Below are 25,552 nucleotides of genomic sequence, written 5' to 3' on the forward strand. Positions count from 1 at the left end.
AGCATGAAGAAATTTTTTGCCTCAAGTGCATTCATCTGTTTTTTGACGCTGATGTGTCACTCAGCAGATGCAGGATCTCTTGGAATAAACAATGCCGATCTCCTAGACAGCATTCTTGTACGTTTTGCAAATACTGCATCAGGGTGGGGAAAGCGACTGGTTGAATTGGGCACCTGGTTATTTTGGGGATTAACCTTAATCAGTATGGTATGGACTTACGGGTTAATGGCTTTAAAAAAAGCGGATATTGGCGAATTTCTTGCTGAAACCGTACGCTTTTTTGCAACCACGGGTTTTTTCTTGTGGATTCTAAGAAATGGTCCTGCGATTGCAACGGCCATTATGGATTCGTGTCGAATGATGGCATCACAAGCCTCTGGACTTAATAAAGTGGTCTCCCCTTCAGGAATTATTGACATAGGTTTTGATATTGCATCCAAGGTAGTTGATAAATCATCCATTTGGTCTCCCGCCACATCCACTGTGGGCTTATTAATTGCCACCGTGATTCTTATCGTGCTGGCCTTAGTCAGTATCAATTTATTAATCATCCTGATTACCGGATGGATTCTGGCCTATGGCGGGGTGTTTTTATTAGGTTTTGGTGGTGGTCGTTGGACTCAGGACATTGCGATTAGTTATTACAAGATGGTTTTAGGCGTAGGTGTAGAGATGTTTGCCATGGTTCTTTTAGTCGGAATTGGCAAGTCCTTTATCGATCAATATTACGCCGCCATGGGTAATGACATGGCCTTTAAAGAACTGCTGGTGATGTTAGTCGTGGCCATCATTCTCTTACTTCTTATGGATAAAATCCCGTCTAAATTAGCCGCCATTGTAAGCGGTGGAGGAGGCGGTGGCGGCGGTATGGGTGGGTTTGGGCTTGGAGCTGCACTTGGTGCTGCTGGTATGGCCGGAGCCATGGCGTCCGGTGCTGCAGCTTCGGCAATGGGTGCGGCTACAAGCGCTGCAGGAGGAGGATCTGCCCTAAAAGCAGCGTTTCAAGCCGCTCAAAGCACTATGGCAGACAGTTCATCAGGAGGAGGTAGTTCCTCAGGACTTTCAGGTGGGAGCCTGGCAAGCGCCATGGGAGGTGCCAGTCGAATGGCAGCGCTTATGGGATCTCAATTAGCATCAGGGGCAGCTCAAACCGTCAAAGATAAATTCGATTCCATGAAAGAGTCCGCTTGCGCCCGGATTTCTGAAACCTTTGGTGGACAGGTCGCACAATCCATCAATGACATGAACGATAGCGGCTCAGGTGGAGAGAACACGGTTCAAATGCCAAAAGATGCCAGTAATGACAGCGCTCCTGATTTTAGTGGCGACAGTCTAGGTGCAGGTAACGTGGTGAGCATAGCCAGTCAGAATGAAGAAGTAGCTCATTTTGTCAATCAATCTCCACGTATTGATGCGGGGGATGAATGATAGCGATTGATTTACCTCCACAGATTGAAGAGCGCGTGGTGTGCTCCATTATGGCTGCCGTGAAATATGAAGTGCCTGCGAACATCGTTCTGGCTGTTGCTGAAAAAGAAGGGGGAACACCGAAACAGTGGGTTAAAAACAGCAATGGGACCTTTGATGTCGGCTCCATGCAATTTAATACCACCTACCTTAAAGATTTAAAAAAGTACGGCATTACCGCGGACGACGTAGCACAACCAGGCTGTTATTCCTTTGATTTAGCCGCTTGGCGCTTGCGTGGGCATTTGCGTCATGACTCTCAAGACTTATGGACCCGGGCTGCCAACTATCATTCCAGAACCCCTAAATACAACCAGATTTATAGGGAAGATTTAATTAAAAAAGCAGCCAAATGGGGGCAATGGTTAGAGGTGCGTTTTCCAACCTATGGCGTGACCCAACCGGGTAGTGCACCACTACGAGCCATTCATACCAGCATAGCGGTACCGCAACCGCTGAATAAACCAACTAAAAGTGAGACGGTTTACGTCAATCGTAACGCACTAAAGGCATTAGATGCCTTTTATACATCAAACCCGATGCGAGGTTTTTCATGAGACAACACAGCCAGTATAAAAGTGGTCCAGAAGGTAGGAATCACCAAGCACGACACAGCAAATCAATACCCTTATTAGCAATCGCCTCCCTTGCGACTGGCCTTCAAGCTGCCACTCAATACCTTGCTTATCTTTTTGATTATCAAGACGCTTTAGGTGCTTCATGGAACCATGTCTATCTACCCTGGTCAATTGTTACCTGGTGGCAACAAGGATATGTACTTTATCCCCAGCAGTTTACCACCGCAGGAAGTCTGGGTGCCATGCTCACAGCGGTTGGCTTAATAGGGTGTGCCATGTTGAAGCGGGTGGCGCAAAACTCATCAACAACCAATGCACATTTGCATGGCTCAGCCCGGTGGGCCAATCGAAAAGACATTATTGAATCAGGTCTTTTAGGTACCGAGGAAGGGGTTTATGTAGGAGCCTGGGAAGATAAAAACGGCCAGCTCCACTATTTACGCCATAATGGACCTGAGCACATTTTGACTTATGCCCCGACTCGCTCAGGAAAAGGACTGGGGTTAGTTTTGCCTACTTTACTGTCCTGGCCTCACAGCGCACTCATTACCGATTTAAAAGGGGAGCTTTGGGCGATGACCGCAGGATGGCGAAAAAATCACGCGAATAATAAAGTGATTCGCTTTGAGCCAGCTTCTTTAAAGGGTTCTGCCCGCTGGAATCCTCTGGATGAAATTCGAATTGGGACAGAATATGAAGTGGGTGATGTCCAAAATTTAGCAACGTTGATTGTTGATCCTGATGGCAAAGGCCTTGAGTCTCATTGGCAAAAAACCTCTCAAGCCTTATTAGTTGGTCTCATTCTTCATGCCTTATACAAACTAAAAAATGAGGCAATTCCTGCACATTTCCCAAACATCGACCGCATGTTGGCGGATACCCATCTCACCGTTTCAGATTTATTAAACGAAATGACACAATACCCTCATCAAAATGGGCTCCCTCACCCCGTCATTCATGCAGCCGCTAGAGACATGATTGACCGACCTGAAGAAGAAGCAGGCTCAGTATTATCCACCTTAAAATCCTATCTCTCGCTTTATCGCGATCCGGTTGTTGCACGAAATGTGAGCGCATCTGATTTTAGCATCAAAGACTTAATGAACCATGACCAACCTGTAAGCCTTTATATTGTCACCCAACCAAACGATAAGGCACGTTTGCAGCCGCTAGTTCGCGTACTCATCAATATGAGCGTACGTTTACTGGCAGATAAAATGGAGTTTGAGCGCTTCCTTCCTGAAACCTCATTTTGGCAACGATTTTTAGTGCGCTGTACTCTGCGTCCTGAATCATCACACACGGTGCGTACCAAAAAAACCTACAAACATCGACTCTTAGGCATGATTGATGAATTTCCAAGCCTTGGAAAACTCGATATTCTGCAAGAGTCTCTTGCCTTTGTTGCAGGCTACGGCATTAAATTTTATCTGATTTGCCAGGACATTAATCAACTCAAAAGCCGTGAGAGGGGTTATGGTCCTGATGAAACCATTACCTCTAACTGCCACATTCAAAATGCATTTCCTCCTAACCGCCTCGAGACTGCGGAGCATCTTTCAAAACTCACGGGACTTACAACCGTGATTAAAGAGCAAATCACCACCAGTGGCCGACGTGCGGGGCTTATGTTAAGTCAGGTATCACGCACTATTGCCGAAGTGCAACGTCCTTTATTAACTGCTGATGAATGTTTACGCCTTCCTGGACCTAAAAAAAATTCAATGGGTCTGATTGAGCAGGCGGGGGACATGGTGGTTTATATGGCCGGATTTCCTATGATTTATGGCAAACAGCCTTTGTACTTTAAAGATCCTGTTTTTACTGCTCGCGCAGCCCTTGCCCCTCCCGCAATAAGCGATACCTTGCGTCAGAGTCTTAGTACAAATGAGGAAATTCATTTATGAAACGACTGGCAAAAAAAGCAAGCATGATGGTGGCCATCGCAAGCTTAATCTTCATTTTTTTAACTGGACTTCTCACTATCAGTGGCGCTCGGTTTAATACCTCCAGAAGTATTCCACTAGGCCTTTATTGGATAACCAAACACCCCATTCAAAAAGGAGAGTGCGTTCTATTTTGTCCACCACAAAAAACCATCTTCCAAAAGGCATTAAAACGGGGATATATCCATTCTGGTTTTTGTCCTGGTGGCTTTGGTTACATGATGAAACGTGTTCTAGCTTCGCACAATGATGTCGTATCCATCAATCCATGGGGTGTCTGGGTAAACAATCGGTTCGTAGAACATAGTGTTCCGTATCCAACAGATGAACAGGGGCGACCATTGCCCGAACTGACTCTGCGCCAAGTCCCATTAAAAAATTCTGAATTACTGCTGATGACCGACCAAAGCGATCTGTCCTTTGATGCGCGGTATTTTGGCCTCATAAAGCGTTCTCAGGTTAAGGCGGTTATTAAACCCATCCTCACTTGGGGATCTACTTCTTAAAAAGGAACAAACCATGCGTTTATTTATTGCAGAAAAACCATCCGTGGCTAGTGCGCTAGCCCAAGAGCTTGGAGTAACGGGTAAAGGGGAGGGCTATATTGAATGTGGCACTGATAAAATCACCTGGTGTTTTGGCCACATGCTGGAATGTGCTGAGCCTGATGAGTACACCGCCAATGACGTTCCAAGGCATCCTAAAACCGATAAAAAAATATGGCGAGTTGATGAACTGCCCATCATCCCAGCAACCTGGATTATAAAACCAAAAGATGAGGCCAAAAAACAACTTAAAATCATTGGGCAATTGCTCAAAGAGGCACAGCTCATTGTTAATGCTGGAGACTCCGACAGGGAAGGGCAGCTCTTGATTGATGAAATCTTAGAATACTTCAATAACCAAAAGCCTGTAATGCGTTTTTGGGTGTCTGCTCATGATTCCATCTCGTTGCAACGCGGATTCGCGTCCATGAAAGACAATGCACACTATAAAGGATTAAGTCTGGCCGCACTCAGTCGAAGCCGTGCGGATTGGTTAATTGGCATGAATTTAAGTCGTGCTTATACCTTAAGTGCTCAGCGTGGCGGGTGTAATACTTTACTGACGGTGGGACGCGTACAAACACCAACCCTAGCCTTGGTTGTTGCCAGGGACCGAGAAATTGAGGCCTTTAAATCAAAGGATTATCATACCATCAAGGCTGCGTTCCAGGTTGAAAACCATGCCTTTTTAGCGACCTTTCATGCAGATGAACATCAGCAAGGTTTAGATTCTGAAGGTCGTTTGATTGATCCTGATATTGCCAATCAAATCCTTAGTCAAGTGACAGGCTACTCGGGATTAATTACCCAATACACCAAAGAACCTTCGATGAAAAACCATCCCCGTGCTTACTCTCTATCAGATATTACCTTAATCGCCTCCCAAAAATGGGGCTATACAGCTTCTGAGGTACTTGATGCCTGCCAATCCTTATATGAGACGCACAAACTCACAAGCTACCCTAGAACCGATTGTGGGTTTTTACCCGAATCCCAATTCAATGATGCACCAAAGGTTTTAGAGGCTCTAAAACAGGTTAATCCTGAGTTGACTGCGCTTATTGAACGGTGTGATACGTCCACTAAATCAAACACCTGGGATGACAGCAAAGTAGGGGCACATTATGGAATTATCCCAACTCAGCATCTGGGCAACAGCTCCCAATTAAATGAAAAAGAACGAGCTGTTTATGATTTAATTGTCCGTGCCTATATTGCCCAATTCTACCCCTTACATGAATATCTGAGCACCACAGTTCACATTGAAGTGAATGGTATGACCTTTAAAACCTCAGGAACAACCATTATTCATAACGGCTGGCGAGATGTGTATGCGGTTGTAGATGAAGAAGAAACCGCAGGGACTAATGAACAGCAAAACCTGCCTGCAATGAGGGTAAATGAAGCAGTGACATGCTTAAAAGCCACCCGAATCGATGCCAAAACCAAGCCACCAGGTCGATTCACTGAAGGGACCCTGCAACGAGCGATGGAAAACATCCATAGATATATCGTAGGAGAAGAACATAAAAAAATGCTCAAAGAGGGTGATGGAATTGGCACATCAGCAACTCGTGCATCCATTATTTCAGAATTAAAACGTCGTGATTTTTTGGAAACAAAAGGGCGAACTATTATCAGTACTTCATTAGGAAAAAGCATCATTGATGCACTTCCCGAAGTGGTCAAAAGCCCAATTCTAACCGCCATTAATGAGCGTATTTTAAAAGATATGGAAGAGGATGAAACCCTATCGATGGGATTCATTGAAAGGCAAACCCAGTTTGTTACGGAATGGGTAAAAAAAGCGAATGGTACAGCCATTCGCATCTCAGGAACTAAAAACGCGCTGACCATTTCCAATCAATACAGCTGCTTAGTGTGTGGCAAAGGACTGGTGCGACGCCCTGGGAAAAAAGGATTTTGGTGGTCCTGTAGCGCTTATCCGCAATGCAAAGAGAGCTATCCCGATGCAAAAGGAAAACCCGCTTATACCCCAAAAAAATCAAGATAAACAAGAGGAACACTCCATGAAAAAACACTTATTTCTTTTAAATATTTGGTTTAGTTTATTGGCTTACAGCACTGTTGCCACATCAAGTCCTGCATCCATTGAATATGTGAACAGCAAAATTAAAGAAGCTGTTGATACGATTCTCATCCAAGTGGCTAAGGAAAGCCAAAAAACGGAGTCTAAAATCAATGCGATTCCAGTGGTCACGCTCCACGAGGTAGGGGAGTCCTATCAAGGGGGGATTGTTTTTTGGGTTGATGAAACCCGACAACACGGGCTAATCGTTGCCAAAATCGATGCAAATCAAGGTGTCGGTATGTCATGGCAAAATGGAGAAAGTGGCGACAAAACAACGAATGCTCTTGGCAACGGAGTATATGCAGGTCTATCCAACACCCACTTAATCGTGAGTCAACAAACCATTGACGATCAGGAAGGACGTTTTGCAGCATTGAGCGCTCAAAGTTTTTCTGTCCTATCCGATGGGGTTTCTGCGTGCACTGAGAATGAATTATGTTATGGCAACTGGTATTTGCCCTCGTTAAACGAATTACATCTTCTAAGAGCCAATCTTTATGACAAAGGGCTTGGAAATTTTTCACCCAATCTTTATTGGTCCTCAACGGAAGCAAGCGTCAACCAATCGTTCGCTTTAGATTGGATCACTGGTGAATCCAGTTCTCTTGATAAATCAAGTACTGAGCCTAAGGTTCGCCCCATTCATTCTTTTTAATTTTAATGAGGAAATCATGAACAAATCAATTCTTACCATAATGTTATTAACCAGTCTAAATGCCCATGCCAGTCACACCGGCCTTTGGCGAGCAATAGGTGCATTAGGCGGACAAATATCGGCCCTTCAAGCTCAAGTCAACCAGCTACCACAACCCATTCATTATCAGGCAGGTCCAGGAATTGAAATTCAAGGAGCTGTAATCACTGCCAAATTATCCAATCAGCACCATATTGGCGAAGAATATCGCGGCGGTATAGTTTTTTATGTCGATGAAACAGGCCAACACGGATTGATTGCCAGCAAAAGAGATGTTCTAAGCGATGGAGTGCAATGGCGAAATGGGCCCTCAGGAAACAAAGTAACTAATGCACGAGCAGATGGAATAGGCGCTGGAGAAACCAATACACGAGTCATTATTGCAGAGCAAACGATTGATAATCAAAAAGGAACGTTTGCAGCCCTAAAAGCCGTATCCTTTCAAGTTCTAAGTGATGGAATAACGCCCTGCCAGACCCCAATTGCTAATGACAGCATGTGCTATGGCGGATGGTATTTGCCAGGTGCTTTTGAATTACAACTCATGCACACCCATTTACAAGAAGCCAATCGGTCCTCCTTTGCGCCAGACCTATATTGGAGTTCAACAGAAGCAAACGCATCCAAAGCCTGGCTCATTAATTTTTCGACCGGAGAATTGGTTGCAAGTGACAAATCCAACACGAATGCTCGGGTTCGCGCTATATCCCATTTTTAATAAATGAAACTAAAAAGGATAAAAAAAAATGAAAAAAATACATCTGTTGTTTGCCTTGCTGTGTGTTTATCTGCATCCATCCTATGCGTGTTCAGATTGTGACATGCCCTTAAGTTGGGGGTTTTCTGGTAGCTTGGGCCTCACTCATTATGATTCTGTATATAACAATGATGGGCAAAGCGTCATGGGAAGATTGAGCTTGAATACCCAATACAATCTATCTAGTTTTTTTGCTCTTGGGATAGACGCAGGAATACAAAATGGCAATACCATGCGTTTGGATATTCCTAAATCAACCCTGGATGAATTAGGAGGCGAACCAGTCAGCATCCTTGTTAAACCGATGATAGATATTCTGGTAACAGCACAAATTACTCCTTTTGAAGACGAACGAATATTTGGTTTTCTCAAAGGAGGAGTGGCCTATCGACAAGCTCAAGTCGATAGAAATGAAGTCAATGATTTACCTCAAATCAGTCCAGAGATTCAAGCAGGAATAGGCTATAAATTAAACGACAATTTAGCCATACATATAGAGTATCAACAGGTATTTGGAGGCAATCCCGACTATCAGGTGGATTCTTTAACCGAAACGGCGCGTATCACTAATATTCCTACTCAGCAAACAGTATTACTTGGACTTTCAATCCTTATTTAATCCGTAAAAATGAATTAGAGCGTTTCAAAACTAACGGCAAATCACTAATCAAAGGAGTTAACTCATGAACCCGAAAACCCAAACACCAAATGACCGTCATTTAAACGTGAAAGCCAATGAAACTCAAGTGTTGTCTGAAAAACTGCTTGATGCACTCACCCCAGGGCTGCAAGTGGAATTTGATCCTGATGAAGCGATGAAAGCTGGCGCCTTCATTGAGGACGCATTAACTGAAGCGGATGCCAAAGACAGCTGTTTTGATGAAATGGATATCATCAATGCAGGTACTAAAGACATAAACATGATTGGGAAGGATCAATAATGAATAAAAAACCGTTTCATGAAGTGATCGCTGAACGATTAATTCAGCAGTTAAAGCAAGGAACAGCTCCATGGCAAAGACCATGGGAACCAGGTGCTCCCAATGCGTTTATACCGATGAACCCAATCACCGGAACACGTTATAAAGGAATAAATGCCATTGCACTAATGGCCCAAGATTATCGCGATCCGCGTTGGATGACCTACAAACAAGCAGAAGAGGCTCAAGCGCAAGTGCGAAAAGGCGAAAAAGGTTCTGCTATTCAATATTGGAAATTTACCGAAGAACAGATCAAAAAGGATGAGCAAGGTAAACCAATACTGGATGCTCATGGTAAGACCGTTAAAATTGAAATTCGTCTTGAACGTCCACGAGTATTCTATGCAACTGTGTTTAATGCGGAACAAATTGATGGCTTGCCTCCTCTCACTCAAAAAGAACGCATCTGGAATTCTATTGAGCGAGCTGAAAACATCCTCAGTGCATCAGGAGCTAGTATTTTACATGGAGAGAATAATCGAGCCTTTTATAGGCCTTCTACTGATAGCATTCATCTGCCTGACAAAAGCCAATTTTTAAGTGCAGATAATTACTATGCCACAGCGTTACATGAGCTCAGTCATTGGACAGGCCATTCGTCACGGATGGACCGAGATTTGATTCATCCCTTTGGAAGTGATGGCTATGCCAAAGAAGAACTGAGGGCTGAAATAACCAGTATGATTTTAGGAGATGAATTGGGCATCGGACACGATCCAGGACAGCATGCAAGCTATGTTGGTTCCTGGATTAAAGTATTACATGACGATCCATTGGAGCTGTTTCGTGCTGCTGCAGAGGCTGAAAAAATGCAACAATTCATTCTATCTTTCGAACTAAAACAAGAACAAGTACAAAATACCAATCACCCTTTGCCAAACGAGCTGGAAAACAAAATGACATTGGCAAATGAAGTAGAACCTGTAAATCATGATAATCATTTAAATGAAAATCCACCCACCTTAGACGATGAGATTGCCACGCTCAATAAAGCTCAAAGTCAACTCCAAACCCAAGCCCCAACCAACCAAACTCCAGTCACCAATAAGTCTGCAGAGATTGAAAAACTATGGCTCGATATTCCCTTTAAACAAAAAGAAGTAGCTAAAGAACTAGCGGGTGTTCTTCCCGATGGCAAAAAAGCCATTGCATGGGATAAAGAACACTCTCGCTGGTTTGCTCACCCTGGTGCTAATTTAGAACTCTTAAAACCTTGGATTATTAGCCCACAGCTTGATACTAGCTCTAAAGCTCAAGATATCAAGCCATCACAAATCGCCACTGAAAAAACATGGCTTGCTGTACCATACGAGCAAAGAGAAGCGGTCAAACATATTGCAGGAAGGCTTGAGGACGGTAAAAAGGCAGTAGAGTGGGATAAGGCCGCAAAATGCTGGTTTGCACACATTGGCACCAATTTAGAACCTTTAAAACCCTGGATTTTAAACACGAACCTAGAACGGCAACAGCCTGCCTTAACACCTGAGCAGGAATTTTCCGATATATTGAAAAGTATCGGCAGTATTGTTACAGGCGAACATCCTATTATGGATGGAAAAAAACATCGAATCAGCGTTGAAGGGGATAAAAAAGGTGAAAAGTCAGGGTTTTATGTGGGGCATCTTGATGGTCATCCTGCGGGTTATGTTAAAAATAACCGCACGGGTATTGAGACAAAATGGAAAAGTAAGGGCTACTCCTTAACTGATGAAGAGCGGGCCACATTGCATGCACTTGCAGCCACAAAAATTAAAAAACGGGCTGAGGAACAAAGGCAAGACCAGGAAGAAGCGGCTAAACGAGTAAGCAAACAATTATCCGATTTAGTACTCATAACAACCCCAACGCCTTATTTACAGACCAAAAAAATCGAACCCCATTCTGAAATATTCACAGATGTTAACGGACAAACGACTTATATTCCTGCAACCGATGCAAGTGGCAAACTATGGACTATACAATACATTAAAGAAGATGGGACCAAACGATTTGCTAAAAACTCTCGCAAGGAAGGATGCTTTCATGCTTTGGGCGGGCTTAACGCATTAGCCGAAGCTCCTGCCCTTGTAATCGCAGAAGGGTTCGCTACTGCTGCAAGCATCTCTCAAGAACTTGGGTTTGCTACAATTTCGGCCTTTGATGCAGGAAACTTAGAAGCAGTAGCGCGGGCTTTGCAAGAACAATTTCCTGATAAACCCATTATTATTATGGGGGATGATGATAAGCATCTTGAAATAAATCAAGGAATTAATCCAGGGAGAAGCAAAGCGCTTGACGCTGCAAAGGCCGTTAATGGCATTGCCTTGTTTCCAATTTTTGCTCCTGGTGAACAGGCAGGAGATCCAAAGTCATTTAGCGACTTTAACGATTTGGCATCCAAAAGTGTATTGGGCTCTGAGGGAGTAAAACGCCAGATTAAACCTATTGTCGATAAAATAATTCAAAAAAATGAACCGTCTATTATAGAGCAGAAAGAAATCAAAATGACCAGGAATCAACACGGCACGTTGACCTTATAAAATCATATTATCCAAAGGGTTCCTTGCAAAGAATCCTTTGGAGGATTATCGAGTCACATGAAAATTCAATCTTCATCCTCGTGCGTCTTCCACTATTGAGTTTTTGGACAATGCCATACTTTTGTCTATTTTTGCTAATCACGACTCTTTTTATGTAGTTGTCGAATCACTACTTGGTGTGCACCTAAGCTTAGGATTAGTTCATTTTTAGGGTATTTGTGGGTAAAGACAGTCCTTGTGGACAAATCAGTTAACTCAAATTTGATTTGTTACCTAAATTAGGGTACAATTATAGAAAAATAAGATGATTGCAATGAATACTTGTAAAGTCACCATTAGTGAACAGGCAAAAAAGGACTTAAAAAAAGTACCTCAGTATATTGCCATTAAGTTGTATCAATGGGTTGAATCAGTATCTCATGATGGGTTATTAGAAGTTAGAAAAATTTCTGGCTACCACGATGAGCCATTACAGGGTAAAAGAAAGGGACAGCGTTCTATTCGATTAAATAAGGCTTATCGGGCTATTTATGAATTAAAGACTAATGGGCAAATGGAGCTTGTTGAAGTGATGGAGGTAAATAAACATGATTACTAACGAAAGCAAAGAAGCACTTGCTTATCTGGAGTCCCTAATAGGCAAAAAACCGACTCTTGGAGATCATTTATTGGCAATTCGTCAGGGTGAAGAAATGACGCAAGCCGCTTTTGCCAAACAACTAGGGGTTTCTCGTCATTATTTATGTGACATCGAGCATAATCGCCGCTATGTAAGTCCTAAGGCTGCTGCTGAATTTGCTGATAAACTAGGATATTCAAGCAAACAGTTTGTGCGTTTGTGCTTGCAAGACATGCTTAATCGAGAAGGCTTAGATTTATTGGTTGATATCCAAGGTGCTGCCTAAACAAGGGTTTCAAAGATGACACAGAAAACATAGCATATAAGGGGGAACCTATCTAAAACTCCCTTATGCCCGAGATCTTAAATAGGCAATCACTGCAATTAGACCCAAAGGGATATACAATTTTTTCTCCCAGATAACTTCAAAAATACTTGACTGAAGTCCAGCAAGTACATCCACAGCATAAGCATCTATAGTAAAACTGTATAAAAGTCCTAAAACAATTAATTTATACCAAGAACAGCTCATATAATAACCCTCATATCAACCAAAATATCCATAATAGAAAACACAAGCACATTCCATGCTGTTGATATAAAATATAACATTTAATACATCAAATATATACCCGACTGTTTAACGTAAAATCATCTTTACTGGCTGTTCTATCTCACTATTCGAAATTAATAAAATGAGGATGCCAGTAGACTATCATTCATCCCTTGATCAGCACTCCCCAGTTAATGATTTATTTGAAAACCAGGTATCGCGCGTTTCATAAATTCATCAAACAAAGGTACTGTAAAAGCCATATCGCCATGGCTAGGGCTATAAATCATTCCTTTTTTTATTAACTTGGCTCGCACAGGGCCTAAACTAGAAATTTTAGTGCCAAGAATACCAGCAATGTCACCCGTTCGATGAGCATCAGGACCCAATTCAGCCATTGCCCGTAAGTAATTTTGTTCACTTGGAGTTAATCTATCGAATCGAACACGGAAAAAATTTTCATCAAGTCGGCGAATAACAATTGGGGTAGCGGCTCTAATTACCTGTAACGTAATTGGTGAGGTTTCCGCATAATTCCAGGCTTGATAACCCCACTCTTGAACAAAATAAGGATATCCTTTTGTAAACCGAAAAATTTCATCTAAAGCATCTTCAGAAAACTCAACACCCTCCTGTTTTACTGGATCCTGTAATGCTTTAAGCGCGTCAGATTTAGACAAAGGTCCAATGTGTGGGAATTGAAAAAGACGTTCAGCATAGGACTTTGATTCTCCAGCAAGCGCGGGCAAAATTGGCAATCCGGCACCAATGAGAACCAAAGGAAGTTGTCGTTGTTGCATCTTATGCATGGCCATAATCAGCGCACTAATTTCACTTATTTTAAAATATTGCAATTCGTCTATTAGTATTGCCACAGCGACCTGTCTTTCTTCTGCTGCCTCTGCAACTGCGACAAATAAATTTGGCAAATCAACTTCAATATCACCACTATCTGCAGCCCCCCGCTCTGCGTCAATATCAAGACCAAATTCAATTTCCCCTACTTTCATTTTTATGGTACTAATAAAACTTTTTAATACACCCAATCCCTTTTTTGCCTTATCTCCTACACCTGCTAATCTATCGAGATTAAATAGCAAACGTCTCAAGGGAGGAACCAGCAGTGCACCTAAAGATTTATCCTCATGAGCTTCAATTAAAATGGTCTTATAGCCTGATTCTTCTGCGAGTCGTTCCATCTCATTTAGTAATACAGTCTTACCAACACCACGCAATCCAGTGAGCAAAAAACTCTTTTCAGATCGCCGTTGGCGGACACGGGCAAACAAAATTTTACCTTGATCAATGATCTCTTCTCGACCAACAAGTTCTGGCGGAGGAGAGCCGGCACCGGGAGAGAATGGGTTTTTAATCGGATCCACAGAAGACCTCATTACTAATGATATAACAATGTATACCAAAGTATAACAAAAATTAGGTATACATTGATATATATTGTTATAGAAATAAATTGGCTTATAAAGAACTCGTATTTAGAGGGTTAAAGCAGTAACCACACCGTTAACATAAATTCAAAGTCATCTGCTTAGCCCTTTTGATAGAACAATTCCATTAGAGGTTAATGCAACGGGGGATTCAACAGACAACTGCTGAATTATCTAGTTAGTTAAGAAGAAACTGCAGTGTTCTGAATTTTCAGCTCTACATAAAGCATCGTCATAAAGCCAATCGCCTAAACCTACATCTTCTGATTTATAACCATCTCCAATATTAAAACTAAGTTCGGAATCTTTGTTCGTTCGGTAAACACATGTAATCTCACAAACACCACCAATGCAATAATCTCGCCGTACTAAACGAAACTCACTCACTTCTAGATATTTTTGAGGAAAAGATTGAAAAGACTGCCAAGTGATATGCAAACCATTGTAATTTGTTTCTGATTTAAAATATCCTTTGTTATAATGTATATCGGATAAGGATGGGCAATGATAAAGTGTACCATCAGGAATAGAAAAAGCTGAACGAACAAAAATAAGTAACAAAATAAAACATATTTTTTTAATCACTATGAAATCCCTTATTATTTACTAATACTCATAAAAATCAGACAGATAATAATCCTGGGTTTAATCGAAATCAATAAAATTTAAAATGTTAAATGCCGTATTAAAGCAGCAATTCTCCTTTGAGCGAAATTTAGCATTACCTACTCCGTCCTCTTGATACAATAGTACCTTTTGCAGTTAATTTGACCACCTCACCAACAGACAACCTCTTCATTCGATGAGCCTTGTCCGAATCAATGGGCAATACCACAATAACATTATCTCGCTTTAAAAGAGCCAGCAGTTCACCATCGATTTGACGAATCCCTGCAAACTGCATAAGCCCCTCATCATTTTTATTGTACCGTCTATGCTTAGGAATGTCGGCTATTTTTTGACGCTTTAATTCACGCTCAGCAATGTATTTGTCTGCAGCATCCGAAATAAAATTTACTGCTCCTGGCCTAGATACATTCCGTCGCAGCCCGTCATCTGATTGGGTTCTTTGGTGCTCCAGGTGACCAGGTACATGACTCGGCAATAACACTTCACTTCGGTTGGAGAACTGAACCATACCGAGTTGGGACAAGTCTCGCAAACGGTTTTTACTTTCGGGCGGCGGTTGCTGTCCAATGCGCCCAAGGTAGGGCTTGGGTGTCCCGCCAGAACTTGATTTTCTTCTGGTTCTTCTGCTGTCAGGGTTGATGACTCTGATTGATCCAAAGTTCTCATTACTGCCTCGATTTGCTCCTCTGCCGTTAAGGTCAGATTGTCTTCTTGATTCATGGTTTTTTTCCTTTGGTTTTGGGTTTTTTATTAACTGTTGACGTTGTAACTCAAGTTGTTCGTTATCAAACCTAAGGTTTAATTTTAAATGTGCTGCAACAGTAACGACCTGCTCTTTAAACACATCACTTCCTTTGACAGTAATGCATTCACCATAACGATTCATGGCCATGTGCAAGGCGGTCGCAATTCCTTCTTCGGAAGAACCACGTGACATATTAATCAGCTCTCCGTCATCCCTAATCGCAGAAGTTCCCACGCGATAAATGACGGTTCCTGTTTTAGTAATATTATCGTTTTTTATCTTAAGGTTAGGCTCACCACTTTGCATTCCTTGCCCCGTAACAACATTCCCTTTAAGGTTTTGGCGCACTTCACGAGAACGCAGTGCATTAAGCGCATCGGCATCGCCTTCTAGGGCTTTTAATTTCAACCAATCAGCCCAGGTGCTGCGCTGATATTTAAGGTAAATGGATTCGCGTTCTTTCGCATACTTCGTTCTTGCTTCCTCAATATTGGATTGAACTGCTTGGCTGGTCAGAGCATAAAGAGCTTTCTTGGTAACAGGAGTTCCACGCAACAACTTAATTGCTGCACGCTTTAACCGACCGCCTCGTTTCGCTGATTCGATTAGTTGGTTTTTCCGTGCGCGGGCATGAGAAAGCTCAGAGGCACAATTAAATTTGGCGTGGTTCTGTTCCTCTTGATACCTGGCGTAAAGAATCGAGGTATTTATTTTCATGTGAACCGGTTTGAGTGAATAATGAATGCCTTGCTCAATAGAAAGTGTTTCAAGCTGTTCAAGCTTATACAAACGATTTTGACTACGCGGTGGTGGATTATGCCCCACTTTTACAACCCTTGCTTTTTTTGCTACGGGAGGTATGAAGTCTGGATGAGTCGATGTATTGTTTTCAAAAGACCCAAATACTTTTTCGAGCTTCGCTTTAGAAAAATCACGTGATACTGAGCTTGCCTTAACACCAATTCCTAAACCATCCACGATCACTAAACCACTACCACGCACTCGTAGTTCAAGACCGTGTTGCGCCAATACATGATGAAACTGGGACCAATTATTAGCAGCCTTAAGTTGCTCCATGCACTCAGATTTAATCCAGTTTAAAAGACTCCCGATACCCGCATGATGCTCCATATCATCCGCTCGATTCTCAGAACCCACCTTATGAGGAATATGATTCACCCGTTGCAGACCATGTTCGATTTCAAGCAGTGTGGCAATCTCACCCAATTTTTTATAGGCAAGATATGGCTCATGCAGGGTATAACCCGTGGGATGGATTTTATTGATGCCCACATGAATATGAAAATTATCGGTATCATAATGCACCACACTAATTCGTTGATGCTCCCCTAAACCCACGGAAGAACAAACCCTCTGCTCAATATCCTTTAATACGTCAGCTGATGGAATTTCTCCTGCAGGAAAGGAAATTAAAAGATGATAGGTTTTATCACCTTTTGCACGCTGATTAAGTTCTTGCGTTGCCTGTACTTCATGGATTGCCCATTCAATCTCATTGCTCTGGCAATTTGTAATGCGAATTTCGCCAACACGTTCCTGTTTGCCATGCTCATTAGTCATATAATGGATGAGTCCTGCAAAGTTACTTTTCCTAATAACTTTCATTGGAATGTGTCTGACAATCATGTCTTAACTCCCTACCGCACTTTGGGCTATAAAGAAGTTCATAGCTTGTTCACTACTTCAAGCATGGCTGCCTGGGTTGCTTTGATACGCTCTAATACGACGGTTATTGTTTTGGGCTCAATATGAGCTAGCCGCTCATCATTGGTAAGCCACAACTTGAGCAGACCACCCAAGCGACCTAAATCAGCATTTATTTTAGAAAGTTCGATGATGTGCTGTTGGTCGATGGCGCTCTTTAGTTCATAACCTAGAGCCAAACGACGAAGATATACAGCGGTGGCCAATCCCGCATGTGCCGCGTTTTCTTTGATTATTTGCTCTTCCTCTGGAAGTACGGGAATTCGAAGCCGTCGGGCGTGTTTTCTGCTGGGTTTTGTGTCGCTGTTGTTCATCGCAATACCTTTTTTAAACTTTGTCCTGACCTTAAAACGGCGGCAGCCGTTAGCCTCGCTAGAGCAAGAATTACGTTGAGCACCGAAGGTGCGAATAAGGAAGAATGTGAAATGGATACCCAGCTCGCTGGGTGGCCATCTTCACCTATCTTGCCCTGTTTTTTAAATCCATTACGCCAAGAAATAATACCACGGTGCATTCGATTTATCCTTGTTTTTTATAGGAAAAAATTATTTTAGCGTAAGTCATATTAAAAAAGAGGTTTATAGGTTTATAATCGAATTTGAACCGATGTTAGTTGACATGAAATTGACATTTAATTGATTTTATAACAGGTAACTAATTGATATGGGAACATCCTATACAGACCAGCTGGCCAAGTGGGTCAAGGAAAAAAAATCAACACCTCGCAATAAGAATTTGGTGGCCTTCTTAGCTGTTCGAGCTGATATAAAAGAAGCGCTTGATGTGGGATATCCAGTTAAAACCGTGTGGGAAAACATGCATGAGTTAAAGCGAATTGAATTTGGTTATGACACCTTTTTGAATTATGTGAATCGCCAAATTCGCCGGCCACAAGCAAATCAACCAACCCCTCAAGTTGAACCCGATGCAGCCCAAACATCAAAGGACAATAAATCCAAATTACCAGACGACCACACAAAAAAAACAACGAAACCAGGAACACTGTCAGGCTTTACCTTTAATCCAGTACCCAATGCAGAGGAATTATTTTAATGGCTAAAATTAATATGGTCTTGCAAGGAAAAGGAGGGGTAGGAAAATCCTTCGTAGCATCAACACTGGCGCAGTATATGAAAAACGAGGGGGAAGAGCCTCTTTGTATCGATACCGATCCGGTTAACACCACTTTTTCGGGCTATAAAGCACTGAATGTTACCCGACTGCACATAATGGATGGCGATGAAATTAACTCTCGTCACTTTGATGACCTCATTGAACTGATTGCGCCAACAACCCATGACGTCATTATTGACAATGGAGCAAGCTCCTTCGTACCACTGTCACATTACTTAATCAGCAGCAACATCCCTTCACTGTTGGCTGAAATGGGGCATGAGCTGGTAGTTCATACCGTCATTACGGGTGGGCAAGCCATGCAAGACACTGTGAATGGTTTTTCACAACTTGCCAGCCAGTTCCCAGAAAATGCTTTATTTGTAGTTTGGCTAAACTCTTACTGGGGACCAGTGCAACACGAAGGTAAAGACTTCGAACAAATGAAAACCTACAAAGAAAACAAAGAAAAGATTTCCGCAATAATTCATATACCGGCACTTAAAGAAGAGACTTTTGGCCGTGATGTAACCGAAATGCTTCAAGAACGTCTTACTTTTAGCGAAGCCATCGCTTCACCCGCTCGAACTATCATGACAAGGCAACGCCTCAAAATAGTGCGAGACGAACTTTTTAATCAACTAACCAATGCGGTAGTAATGTAATGGCCGATCAATTCGAATCACTCATTAACGAGGTTGCCATAAAACATGGGGTTGTCCTTGGACGAAACGATCCAATTCTTATATTGCAGACCATGAATGCCAAACTGATGGAAGACAACGCTAAAACACAACAACTCATGCTCCATCAGTACAAAGAGGATTTAGAGGGGATCGCTTTACGCTGGGGAAATGAGGCAAAAGAAAAATCTGAACGAATTTTGAATGCGTCTCTTGCTGCTGCTAAAGAAACTATGGCAAACGTACTAGAGGAAAGTGCAAGATCCACCGCTTTAACCATACAAAATGATATAGAAAAATTGCTGTCTCATGCAGGTGGGGCATTGCGACGCACAGAACGGATCGCCATGATTAACCTTGCCGCATCAGCGCTTACACTCGTGGCCGCTGGTATGATTATACTTGGCCTCTTACGATGAAATGGGTCGAGGCCTCAAAGAAGGCCTCAAAGAAGGCCTCAAAATGAAAATGGTTTTTAAATTATTTTGAAAGAATTGCTTCGGCAGTAGTTTGAGCAAGTCCTGTTGTAATATGAGTAATTCCATTCGCACCCATTGAGGCCGCTTGTTTTTTTAATTCGGCCATTATCGATTCTTGAGAAATGGTCATTCCAATCATATTATAATTTGAAGCAGAGACTCTACCAACAACAGTATGGTGTTTTGGCATTGAAGATTTTGAATGATATATCTTTACTTGCTCAGAGCTGATTGGCTTTATATGACGGTTATTAGTTGTTGATACTGCATCTCCATTCCCCATAGTCGCTTTGATATCACTCGTATTGCATCCTGTTAAAACAATGGCTGATACTGCAACTGCGTTCATTAACATGAATCTTATTTTCATTGTGTTCTCCATCTTTATATTGTGGTGTGCTAGACGATAAAGAGTTTCTCAAAAAACCTATATTTTGGCGCAACATACCTACCAAAAGTATTAATTAAAATTAAGTGCATCGGCTATTCTTCAAGGAGTATGCCATCATCTTGCGTTGGCCACGCTTGTGCCGGATGGTGTCCAAAACAAAATAAATTGGTAAAGAAGTTTTTCGCACAATCTCTCTAATCATTTTTAATGTCCTTTGTAAAATATGATATATCGAATACAGTATAATTATATCACTTACGGTATTCAATGCAAGCCATATTTGACATTTTTATATCGTATTTGAGATAATAATTTTATTAAAGATATTTTCAGAGGATTTCTATTGGGTACTATAGACTGGAATAAATTAGCTTCTGGAATGCTTAAAGCCGAATTAAAGCGACGCAACATCAGTTATGAGCAACTTGTTACCCTACTCAACACAATTGATGTACACGAAACTCACGCCAGTATATTAAATAAAATGAGCCGTGGTGCTTTTCAATTTGCCTTCTTTTTGCAATGCGCCGCTGCAATTGGAATAACCAATTTACGACTGGATGATCTGGCGCAAACAACACCTGATGCTAAATCACGTTAATGAACATAAGGCCTCATGTTGTTTTTGCTGTTTAATTAGGGTCTAATCACCACTTCCTTGTTCCAAAGAAAAGAACCATGAATAAAGACGCAAATTGGTATGGTCTGAATATGCTGCCCTTGTATGTTGAGATGAGTGAAGGCCAACTTGAAGCATCACTTGAACAACTCAATAATCTAAACCAAGTCCAATCAAAACCCCATGTGCTTGATAGCGAGACCATTGAGCGAATCATTAAACTACACAGCGCTCAAAATGCTGATAATTGGGTATTCTTCGAACAATGTAAAAAATGGCGCAATGAAAATCCCACAAATGAAGAATTAAAACTCATTGCTCAGGTTGAAAAAAATACTAATCAGCTTGAAGAGGTGAATATTAAAATTTTAACTTTAGCTAATTCATTTAAAGGTAAGACTATTGACAGCATACTTGGTAAAGGGGATTTTGAGTTAGGATTGGAATATCTGTTAAAACAGCTAGGGAAATCTAACTTATAACAAATGAGACTACCACAAACCAAACTCACCTATGAAAATCCGCTGACCCAAAACGCCTTTGGTTTAATCAATTACTTATAATATAGCGTTTAGTCCTTTTTTTTCTATTAAAGAAAGTAATTTCAAAGAAGTACCCGCGGGTTTTTTAAGCCCCCTCTCCCACTGACTAATAAGATCTTTAGATACATTAAGACAATACGCAAATATGGGTTGGCTCACATTTTCTCGTTCACGCAATGCTTTTATTTCCACAGGTAAAAATTCATGTATCGGAGTTAAACAGGCGCGATCAAATTGTCGCATTGTTTTTTTATCAATAACACCCGCATCAAACATATCAACAACAGTTTCATGTACAGCCTCAAAAACCTCACTTTTATATGTTTTATTTGTGCTCATTATATTGTACCTCCACAAGTGCACCTGATTGGAGCAATCGCTCAATGTCATCACCAGAAAAATTAAGCATCTGCGAAGATAAATCTTTAAATATTTGCTCTTCTTCCTGGCTTATGTTGTCACGTTCATTTTTTGGAAATCCATACACTAAAAAGGCCAGATCTTTATATCGATATAAAATAATACACCGATACCCACCCGACTTTCCTTGGTTAGCTCTGCCAAGCCTTTGCTTTATAACTCCACCACCATAATCAACATCGATTAGCCCTTTCTCAATTTCTTTTATTAACTTACATAATTGAGAATCTGAAATACGCTCTTTCTTTGCAAATTTAATAAACCATTTGTTTTTAAAAATCCGCAAAATAACATTCCATATTTCTTTTTATTATATGGTGTAATTATATAGCACTAAGTTCTATATTTCAAGGTATGCTGACCCAATTCTTAACAGATAAATTCTAAATAATTAAATCCTGATAGATGAAAATCCAGAATATTAACCCTATAGAAATAAAGGAAATGCTGAATATTTCAGATAAACTCACCATCCGTAATGGCTATTCCAAAGCTCAGAAATAATGTAAACCCCCTCTTCATCAAGGTAGGCTCGAGCATCAACAAAGTTTGATGTTGTAACTTTTTCAAGTAGTTCTTGATCACAATCAAAAAAAGAATACATCCTAGCTCAATAATCCTAAAAAAATCATTGCCCAGATCCCCATAGGTCGCTTAGGCAAACCTGAAGAAGTAGCCAACGTGGTTTCCTTTTTGGCATCACCTGATGCAGGATTTATTACAGGCGCTAATTTTGATGTTAATGGCTGGCAGTATATGTAAAAATACATGTATCTATTCACCACAATATTAAAATCCGGGTGAAAAATTACAAATTCATTAAGAATAATGAACTCATATACTGATAATACATTTCATGAGAAGACAATTGATACAATGACTAAAAAACATATTATTTTACGTATTGCGGTAATCATTGCCGTGGCAGAGTATTTTATTATGTTGTTGTTCGCTTATATCCTACCTGTATTGCCAACAGCCATTGAAGCTATTGTAGATGTTGTCCTATTGGTTTTGATTACCACGCCATTAATTTATTTTAGAGTTATTAATCCTTATATTGTTGCGAACCATGCATTAAAATTCATCTGAAAGTGACTTACATATAGGAAAAATCATGTCAGAAACAACCAAAAAAATGACCTTTGATGTAGTATCCAAGCGCGTAAATTCTGAAGGCAGTATTGCGTACTGCAAAAATGCATCGATTAGTCTCGATACCAACTTAAACGGAAACCCAGATGCATTTAATCCAGCAGAACTCCTATTAGCTGCAGTTTCTGCTTGTATGATTAAAGGGATTGAGCGAGTCACTCCTCTTTTAAAATTTGAACTGCATGGAGTTGAAGTTAAAATTCACGGAGTCAGGCAGGACATACCACCAAAGATGGAATCTATAACGTATGAAATCATCGTTGATACCACGGAGTCTGATCAGCGACTCGATTTACTACATGATAACGTTAAGAAATATGGAACTGTTTTTAATACTGTTTCGGCTGGAACAGAATTAAGTGGCGTACTTATCAGAAAGCAAAATTAATTTTAAACAGCTTGGCATTATCATTTGACTCATTCCAATTATTCTACTATTCTAGAAGTATGGACATAAAAAACTCACTAAAAATATTTGATACCCTTTCACAAGAAACCCGTTTACAAGTGTTTCGATTGCTTGTTCAAGCAGGGCCAGAAGGGTTATCAGCAGGCGCCATTGGCGATGAGTTGGGTATTTTACACAATACTTTATCGTTTCACTTAAGCCATTTATCTAACGCCGGAATTGTGTCCTCTTATCGTAAGGGACGATTTGTATTTTATTCTGCAAATTTTGAATTAATGCGCGATTTTATCTCATTCATGGTTCAAGACTGTTGCAGTAAACAACAAGTTCTAATTCAACAACCCGGGACAAACAATTGTCTGGTTATTGAAATAAATGATTGCTGTAATTCTAAAAAGGAGTAAGTCATGAAACGTTTTCATATTCATATTGGCGTTGACAATCTTGCTGAAAGCATTCGTTTCTATAATGCCCTATTTGGAGCCGATCCAGTAAAAGTAAAATCCGATTATGCCAAATGGATGCTGGATGACCCACGCATTAATTTTGCAATTTCAACTCGTGGAAAACAGGGTGTAGAACACTTAGGTATTCAGGTGGATGATGCCACCGAATTAGAGGCACTGAGAAACCAGTTTTCTCAAGCCAATATTTCTACCCATAGTGATGGCGAGACGACTTGTTGTTATGCTAAATCGGAGAAATCATGGGTAAGTGACCCTTCAGGAATCGCATGGGAAGCCTATCATACTATGGAGGATGCTCAGTTTTTTTCTGGAGAAAAAGTAGCAGAGGGTTCTTGTTCAATGCCTGATAAAAATACCCCAACCGCTTGCTGCGATACAAAATCAAAAACATCTGGGTGTTGCGGATAATGAACCCTAAACCCCTTAAGTTACTGTTTTTGTGCACCGGTAACTCGTGTCGTTCCATTATGGCGGAGGCGATAACTAACCAATACTCTAATGGTCGCTATCTGGCTTTTAGCGCAGGTAGCGTTCCTACTGGAAGCGTGCATCCCAAAGCAATTGAAACTCTTGCTCATCATGGAATCAAATGTAACGCAGCACGCAGTAAATCCTGGAATGAATTTAAATCACAAGCTATTGATTTGGTCGTTACAGTGTGTGATCAGGCGAATAGTGAGAACTGTCCTATTTTTCCAGGTCAACCCAAGAAATTTCATTGGAGCATCCCGGATCCTGCTAAATCAAAAGGAACCGAGATTGAAATCAAAGCTGCATTTGAGGCGGTATTTAATCAACTTAAATCACGAATAGACCAGGAATTGTTATGACCACTTGCAGGACAGGGCGCCTTTCTTTTTTAGATAGGTATTTAACCTTTTGGATTTTCCTGACCATGACTGCAGGTGTGGGGATCGGCTCGCTCTTTACTGGAACACCGCAATTTATCAATTCCTTATCTATTGGCTCCACCAATATTCCCATTGCACTCGGGTTGATTTTAATGATGTACCCTCCTTTGGCCCGGGTTAAATATGAAGAATTGCCGTTGGTGTTTAAAGATTGGCGCATTCTTCTGTTGTCATTGATTCAAAACTGGATTATTGGACCATTTCTCATGTTTGGCCTTGCCATCTTGTTCTTACATGGTTATCCCGAATACATGGCCGGACTTATTCTCATTGGCTTGGCGCGGTGTATTGCCATGGTGATTGTCTGGAATCAACTGGCCGAAGGAGATAATCAATATGCCGCGGCATTAGTGGCATTTAACAGTATTTTTCAATTGCTTTTCTTTAGTGTCTATGCCTGGTTTTTTCTAACAGTCTTACCGCCCCTGGTCGGGATGACTGGGCAAATAGTTCACATCAATTTTATGACAATTGCGGGAAGTGTTTTTATTTATCTTGGTATCCCTTTTTTTGCGGGATTTCTGACTCGTTTTGTATTGATAAAGCAAAAAGGGCCTGTTTGGTATGAAACCACTTTTTTACCCAAAATTTCTCCCATTACTCTGATTGCCCTGTTGTTTACGATTCTAGCAATGTTTTCTTTGAAAGGCGGGATGGTGTTACAACTTCCATTTGATGTGATTCGTATTGCCATTCCGTTGAGTCTCTACTTTATTGTGATGTTTCTTGTCAGTTTTACAATGGGAAAAATCATCGGTGCAAGCTATGAAAAAACAACGGCAACCTCATTTACGGCGGCCAGTAATAATTTTGAATTGGCTATTGCTGTCGCCATTTCTGCCTTTGGACTTAATTCAGCCATCGGATTCACAACAGTTATAGGCCCCCTTGTTGAGGTTCCTGTGCTAATTTCACTCGTGAGGGTGGCATTGTGGTTACGACGACACTGGTTTTATAAAGCAAATCATCATATGTCCTAATCAGCATATAGGTTATGCGGTGGTGCTGATTAAACTTGTTGGCTTGCTTAACTCTCGTTTTTTTACATAAGTATTAAGACCAATATGA

General features: G+C 41.2%; 31 protein-coding genes and 1 pseudogene. 24 read left to right on the top strand and 8 right to left on the bottom strand.

All coding sequences use genetic code 11. From position 1 onward, the window contains the following. The first annotated feature begins 3 nt into the window (after nucleotides 1–3). The 12 genes from trbL (at nucleotide 4) to Q0495_RS00490 (ending at nucleotide 12,483) form a co-directional block, all read left to right on the top strand. A complete protein-coding gene (trbL, locus tag Q0495_RS00435) occupies nucleotides 4–1,428 on the top strand; it encodes a P-type conjugative transfer protein TrbL (RefSeq protein ID WP_298621944.1) in 1,425 nt (474 codons plus the stop codon). Beyond that, nucleotides 1,425–2,024 (top strand): transglycosylase SLT domain-containing protein, encoded by a 600-nt coding sequence (locus Q0495_RS00440; RefSeq protein WP_058475065.1) that lies wholly within the window; start codon nucleotides 1,425–1,427, stop codon nucleotides 2,022–2,024. Before trbL ends, Q0495_RS00440 begins: the two co-directional genes overlap by 4 nt. Beyond that, nucleotides 2,021–3,952 (top strand): type IV secretory system conjugative DNA transfer family protein, encoded by a 1,932-nt coding sequence (locus Q0495_RS00445; protein WP_298621947.1) that lies wholly within the window; start codon nucleotides 2,021–2,023, stop codon nucleotides 3,950–3,952. The genes Q0495_RS00440 and Q0495_RS00445 overlap by 4 nt, the downstream gene beginning before the upstream one ends. Next, a complete protein-coding gene (gene traF / locus Q0495_RS00450) occupies nucleotides 3,949–4,497 on the top strand; it encodes a conjugative transfer signal peptidase TraF (protein WP_298621949.1) in 549 nt (182 codons plus the stop codon). The genes Q0495_RS00445 and traF overlap by 4 nt, the downstream gene beginning before the upstream one ends. Before the next feature lie 13 nt (nucleotides 4,498–4,510). Next, complete coding sequence (locus Q0495_RS00455; RefSeq protein WP_298621950.1) at nucleotides 4,511–6,550, top strand: DNA topoisomerase 3; 2,040 nt, start codon at nucleotides 4,511–4,513, stop codon at nucleotides 6,548–6,550. 16 nt (nucleotides 6,551–6,566) lie between these two features. Further along, nucleotides 6,567–7,283 carry a lvrE gene (locus Q0495_RS00460; protein WP_298621952.1) on the top strand — a complete coding sequence of 239 codons (717 nt, stop codon included), beginning with the start codon at nucleotides 6,567–6,569 and terminating at the stop codon, nucleotides 7,281–7,283. A 16-nt stretch (nucleotides 7,284–7,299) separates the two neighbouring features. After that, nucleotides 7,300–8,040 (top strand): DUF1566 domain-containing protein, encoded by a 741-nt coding sequence (locus Q0495_RS00465; protein WP_298621954.1) that lies wholly within the window; start codon nucleotides 7,300–7,302, stop codon nucleotides 8,038–8,040. 28 nt (nucleotides 8,041–8,068) lie between these two features. Continuing rightward, nucleotides 8,069–8,698, top strand: a complete 630-nt coding sequence (locus Q0495_RS00470; protein WP_298621957.1) for a hypothetical protein — start codon at nucleotides 8,069–8,071, stop codon at nucleotides 8,696–8,698. A gap of 64 nt (nucleotides 8,699–8,762) precedes the next feature. Continuing rightward, complete coding sequence (locus tag Q0495_RS00475; protein ID WP_298621959.1) at nucleotides 8,763–9,020, top strand: protein TraD; 258 nt, start codon at nucleotides 8,763–8,765, stop codon at nucleotides 9,018–9,020. Beyond that, the gene (locus Q0495_RS00480; RefSeq protein ID WP_298621961.1) at nucleotides 9,020–11,578 is read left to right on the top strand and encodes a zincin-like metallopeptidase domain-containing protein; all 2,559 of its coding nucleotides are present in this window, start codon (nucleotides 9,020–9,022) and stop codon (nucleotides 11,576–11,578) included. The genes Q0495_RS00475 and Q0495_RS00480 overlap by 1 nt, the downstream gene beginning before the upstream one ends. Nucleotides 11,579–11,891: 313 nt before the next feature. Next, a complete protein-coding gene (locus Q0495_RS00485; RefSeq protein ID WP_120047457.1) occupies nucleotides 11,892–12,176 on the top strand; it encodes a type II toxin-antitoxin system RelE/ParE family toxin in 285 nt (94 codons plus the stop codon). Next, nucleotides 12,166–12,483: a helix-turn-helix transcriptional regulator gene (locus Q0495_RS00490; protein ID WP_298621965.1), complete on the top strand. Its 318-nt coding sequence runs from the start codon at nucleotides 12,166–12,168 to the stop codon at nucleotides 12,481–12,483. The genes Q0495_RS00485 and Q0495_RS00490 overlap by 11 nt, the downstream gene beginning before the upstream one ends. Nucleotides 12,484–12,546: 63 nt before the next feature. On the opposite strand, the gene Q0495_RS00495 is transcribed toward Q0495_RS00490, so the two are convergent. The 5 genes from Q0495_RS00495 to traJ all read right to left on the bottom strand — a co-directional run bounded on the left by Q0495_RS00495 (nucleotide 12,547) and on the right by traJ (nucleotide 17,609). After that, on the bottom strand, nucleotides 12,547–12,729 hold the full coding sequence (locus Q0495_RS00495) for a hypothetical protein (protein ID WP_298621967.1): 183 nt from the start codon (nucleotides 12,727–12,729) through the stop codon (nucleotides 12,547–12,549). Between the two features lie 212 nt (nucleotides 12,730–12,941). Further along, nucleotides 12,942–14,132 (bottom strand): AAA family ATPase, encoded by a 1,191-nt coding sequence (locus Q0495_RS00500; protein ID WP_298621968.1) that lies wholly within the window; start codon nucleotides 14,130–14,132, stop codon nucleotides 12,942–12,944. A gap of 237 nt (nucleotides 14,133–14,369) precedes the next feature. Beyond that, nucleotides 14,370–14,780, bottom strand: a complete 411-nt coding sequence (locus Q0495_RS00505; protein WP_298621969.1) for a hypothetical protein — start codon at nucleotides 14,778–14,780, stop codon at nucleotides 14,370–14,372. A 136-nt stretch (nucleotides 14,781–14,916) separates the two neighbouring features. After that, on the bottom strand, nucleotides 14,917–17,217 hold the full coding sequence (traI, locus tag Q0495_RS00510) for a TraI/MobA(P) family conjugative relaxase (protein ID WP_298621970.1): 2,301 nt from the start codon (nucleotides 17,215–17,217) through the stop codon (nucleotides 14,917–14,919). A 38-nt stretch (nucleotides 17,218–17,255) separates the two neighbouring features. After that, nucleotides 17,256–17,609, bottom strand: coding sequence for a conjugal transfer transcriptional regulator TraJ (gene traJ / locus Q0495_RS00515; protein WP_298621972.1), 354 nt, complete (start codon nucleotides 17,607–17,609; stop codon nucleotides 17,256–17,258). Between the two features lie 349 nt (nucleotides 17,610–17,958). Here traJ and Q0495_RS00520 point away from each other — a divergent pair, with 349 nt between their 5' ends. The 3 genes from Q0495_RS00520 to Q0495_RS00530 are packed head-to-tail and all read left to right on the top strand — an operon-like array spanning nucleotide 17,959 to nucleotide 19,510. Continuing rightward, nucleotides 17,959–18,348 (top strand): TraK family protein, encoded by a 390-nt coding sequence (locus Q0495_RS00520; protein ID WP_298621973.1) that lies wholly within the window; start codon nucleotides 17,959–17,961, stop codon nucleotides 18,346–18,348. After that, complete coding sequence (locus tag Q0495_RS00525; RefSeq protein ID WP_298621975.1) at nucleotides 18,348–19,073, top strand: ArsA-related P-loop ATPase; 726 nt, start codon at nucleotides 18,348–18,350, stop codon at nucleotides 19,071–19,073. The genes Q0495_RS00520 and Q0495_RS00525 overlap by 1 nt, the downstream gene beginning before the upstream one ends. After that, nucleotides 19,073–19,510: a conjugal transfer protein TraM gene (locus Q0495_RS00530; protein ID WP_298621977.1), complete on the top strand. Its 438-nt coding sequence runs from the start codon at nucleotides 19,073–19,075 to the stop codon at nucleotides 19,508–19,510. The genes Q0495_RS00525 and Q0495_RS00530 overlap by 1 nt, the downstream gene beginning before the upstream one ends. Before the next feature lie 61 nt (nucleotides 19,511–19,571). On the opposite strand, the gene Q0495_RS00535 is transcribed toward Q0495_RS00530, so the two are convergent. Continuing rightward, complete coding sequence (locus tag Q0495_RS00535) at nucleotides 19,572–19,940, bottom strand: hypothetical protein (RefSeq protein ID WP_298621979.1); 369 nt, start codon at nucleotides 19,938–19,940, stop codon at nucleotides 19,572–19,574. 364 nt (nucleotides 19,941–20,304) lie between these two features. On the opposite strand from Q0495_RS00535, the gene Q0495_RS00540 reads away from it, so the two are divergent. Both Q0495_RS00540 and Q0495_RS00545 read left to right on the top strand, forming a co-directional pair. Continuing rightward, the gene (locus tag Q0495_RS00540; RefSeq protein WP_298621981.1) at nucleotides 20,305–20,562 is read left to right on the top strand and encodes a DUF6471 domain-containing protein; all 258 of its coding nucleotides are present in this window, start codon (nucleotides 20,305–20,307) and stop codon (nucleotides 20,560–20,562) included. A 77-nt stretch (nucleotides 20,563–20,639) separates the two neighbouring features. Then, the gene (locus tag Q0495_RS00545) at nucleotides 20,640–21,062 is read left to right on the top strand and encodes a hypothetical protein (RefSeq protein WP_298621983.1); all 423 of its coding nucleotides are present in this window, start codon (nucleotides 20,640–20,642) and stop codon (nucleotides 21,060–21,062) included. Nucleotides 21,063–21,137: 75 nt separating this feature from the next. Here the strand turns inward: Q0495_RS00545 and Q0495_RS00550 are convergent, their stop codons facing one another. Both Q0495_RS00550 and Q0495_RS00555 read right to left on the bottom strand, forming a co-directional pair. Then, nucleotides 21,138–21,461 (bottom strand): DNA-binding transcriptional regulator, encoded by a 324-nt coding sequence (locus Q0495_RS00550; protein WP_015444995.1) that lies wholly within the window; start codon nucleotides 21,459–21,461, stop codon nucleotides 21,138–21,140. Further along, nucleotides 21,448–21,828 (bottom strand): type II toxin-antitoxin system RelE/ParE family toxin, encoded by a 381-nt coding sequence (locus Q0495_RS00555; RefSeq protein ID WP_298621990.1) that lies wholly within the window; start codon nucleotides 21,826–21,828, stop codon nucleotides 21,448–21,450. The genes Q0495_RS00550 and Q0495_RS00555 overlap by 14 nt, the downstream gene beginning before the upstream one ends. Before the next feature lie 341 nt (nucleotides 21,829–22,169). On the opposite strand from Q0495_RS00555, the pseudogene Q0495_RS00560 reads away from it, so the two are divergent. The 7 genes and pseudogenes from Q0495_RS00560 to arsB all read left to right on the top strand — a co-directional run. Beyond that, nucleotides 22,170–22,304: pseudogene (locus Q0495_RS00560) on the top strand (SDR family oxidoreductase); the annotation flags it as partial. A 114-nt stretch (nucleotides 22,305–22,418) separates the two neighbouring features. Then, nucleotides 22,419–22,634, top strand: coding sequence for a hypothetical protein (locus Q0495_RS00565; RefSeq protein WP_298621991.1), 216 nt, complete (start codon nucleotides 22,419–22,421; stop codon nucleotides 22,632–22,634). 25 nt (nucleotides 22,635–22,659) lie between these two features. Then, nucleotides 22,660–23,085: an OsmC family protein gene (locus Q0495_RS00570; protein ID WP_298621993.1), complete on the top strand. Its 426-nt coding sequence runs from the start codon at nucleotides 22,660–22,662 to the stop codon at nucleotides 23,083–23,085. A gap of 59 nt (nucleotides 23,086–23,144) precedes the next feature. Then, entirely contained in the window at nucleotides 23,145–23,510 is a 366-nt protein-coding gene (locus tag Q0495_RS00575) for a helix-turn-helix transcriptional regulator (protein ID WP_298621995.1), read from the top strand. Nucleotides 23,511–23,513: 3 nt separating this feature from the next. Beyond that, nucleotides 23,514–23,981, top strand: coding sequence for an ArsI/CadI family heavy metal resistance metalloenzyme (locus tag Q0495_RS00580; protein WP_298621997.1), 468 nt, complete (start codon nucleotides 23,514–23,516; stop codon nucleotides 23,979–23,981). After that, a complete protein-coding gene (locus Q0495_RS00585; protein ID WP_298621998.1) occupies nucleotides 23,981–24,403 on the top strand; it encodes an arsenate reductase ArsC in 423 nt (140 codons plus the stop codon). Before Q0495_RS00580 ends, Q0495_RS00585 begins: the two co-directional genes overlap by 1 nt. Further along, entirely contained in the window at nucleotides 24,400–25,464 is a 1,065-nt protein-coding gene (gene arsB / locus Q0495_RS00590) for an ACR3 family arsenite efflux transporter (RefSeq protein WP_298622000.1), read from the top strand. The genes Q0495_RS00585 and arsB overlap by 4 nt, the downstream gene beginning before the upstream one ends. Nucleotides 25,465–25,552 lie beyond the last annotated feature (88 nt).

It is taken from the genome of uncultured Legionella sp. (assembly GCF_937871865.1).
In the GTDB taxonomy this organism is placed as follows: domain Bacteria; phylum Pseudomonadota; class Gammaproteobacteria; order Legionellales; family Legionellaceae; genus Legionella.

Bases quoted from the DNA above. Each gene is read 5' to 3' on its own strand.
- Q0495_RS00495 (WP_298621967.1), bottom strand. From the start codon at position 12,729: ATGAGCTGTTCTTGGTATAAATTAATTGTTTTAGGACTTTTATACAGT.
- Q0495_RS00545 (WP_298621983.1), top strand. From the start codon at position 20,640: ATGAATAAAGACGCAAATTGGTATGGTCTGAATATGCTGCCCTTGTAT.
- Q0495_RS00585 (WP_298621998.1), top strand. From the start codon at position 23,981: ATGAACCCTAAACCCCTTAAGTTACTGTTTTTGTGCACCGGTAACTCG.
- Q0495_RS00445 (WP_298621947.1), top strand. From the start codon at position 2,021: ATGAGACAACACAGCCAGTATAAAAGTGGTCCAGAAGGTAGGAATCAC.
- traJ (WP_298621972.1), bottom strand. From the start codon at position 17,609: ATGAACAACAGCGACACAAAACCCAGCAGAAAACACGCCCGACGGCTT.
- Q0495_RS00550 (WP_015444995.1), bottom strand. From the start codon at position 21,461: ATGAGCACAAATAAAACATATAAAAGTGAGGTTTTTGAGGCTGTACAT.
- traF (WP_298621949.1), top strand. From the start codon at position 3,949: ATGAAACGACTGGCAAAAAAAGCAAGCATGATGGTGGCCATCGCAAGC.
- Q0495_RS00525 (WP_298621975.1), top strand. From the start codon at position 18,348: ATGGCTAAAATTAATATGGTCTTGCAAGGAAAAGGAGGGGTAGGAAAA.
- Q0495_RS00470 (WP_298621957.1), top strand. From the start codon at position 8,069: ATGAAAAAAATACATCTGTTGTTTGCCTTGCTGTGTGTTTATCTGCAT.
- Q0495_RS00535 (WP_298621979.1), bottom strand. From the start codon at position 19,940: ATGAAAATAAGATTCATGTTAATGAACGCAGTTGCAGTATCAGCCATT.
- Q0495_RS00530 (WP_298621977.1), top strand. From the start codon at position 19,073: ATGGCCGATCAATTCGAATCACTCATTAACGAGGTTGCCATAAAACAT.
- Q0495_RS00480 (WP_298621961.1), top strand. From the start codon at position 9,020: ATGAATAAAAAACCGTTTCATGAAGTGATCGCTGAACGATTAATTCAG.
- Q0495_RS00520 (WP_298621973.1), top strand. From the start codon at position 17,959: ATGGGAACATCCTATACAGACCAGCTGGCCAAGTGGGTCAAGGAAAAA.
- trbL (WP_298621944.1), top strand. From the start codon at position 4: ATGAAGAAATTTTTTGCCTCAAGTGCATTCATCTGTTTTTTGACGCTG.
- Q0495_RS00570 (WP_298621993.1), top strand. From the start codon at position 22,660: ATGTCAGAAACAACCAAAAAAATGACCTTTGATGTAGTATCCAAGCGC.
- Q0495_RS00465 (WP_298621954.1), top strand. From the start codon at position 7,300: ATGAACAAATCAATTCTTACCATAATGTTATTAACCAGTCTAAATGCC.
- Q0495_RS00565 (WP_298621991.1), top strand. From the start codon at position 22,419: ATGACTAAAAAACATATTATTTTACGTATTGCGGTAATCATTGCCGTG.
- Q0495_RS00580 (WP_298621997.1), top strand. From the start codon at position 23,514: ATGAAACGTTTTCATATTCATATTGGCGTTGACAATCTTGCTGAAAGC.
- Q0495_RS00460 (WP_298621952.1), top strand. From the start codon at position 6,567: ATGAAAAAACACTTATTTCTTTTAAATATTTGGTTTAGTTTATTGGCT.
- Q0495_RS00490 (WP_298621965.1), top strand. From the start codon at position 12,166: ATGATTACTAACGAAAGCAAAGAAGCACTTGCTTATCTGGAGTCCCTA.
- Q0495_RS00440 (WP_058475065.1), top strand. From the start codon at position 1,425: ATGATAGCGATTGATTTACCTCCACAGATTGAAGAGCGCGTGGTGTGC.
- Q0495_RS00455 (WP_298621950.1), top strand. From the start codon at position 4,511: ATGCGTTTATTTATTGCAGAAAAACCATCCGTGGCTAGTGCGCTAGCC.
- Q0495_RS00575 (WP_298621995.1), top strand. From the start codon at position 23,145: ATGGACATAAAAAACTCACTAAAAATATTTGATACCCTTTCACAAGAA.
- traI (WP_298621970.1), bottom strand. From the start codon at position 17,217: ATGATTGTCAGACACATTCCAATGAAAGTTATTAGGAAAAGTAACTTT.
- arsB (WP_298622000.1), top strand. From the start codon at position 24,400: ATGACCACTTGCAGGACAGGGCGCCTTTCTTTTTTAGATAGGTATTTA.
- Q0495_RS00475 (WP_298621959.1), top strand. From the start codon at position 8,763: ATGAACCCGAAAACCCAAACACCAAATGACCGTCATTTAAACGTGAAA.
- Q0495_RS00485 (WP_120047457.1), top strand. From the start codon at position 11,892: ATGAATACTTGTAAAGTCACCATTAGTGAACAGGCAAAAAAGGACTTA.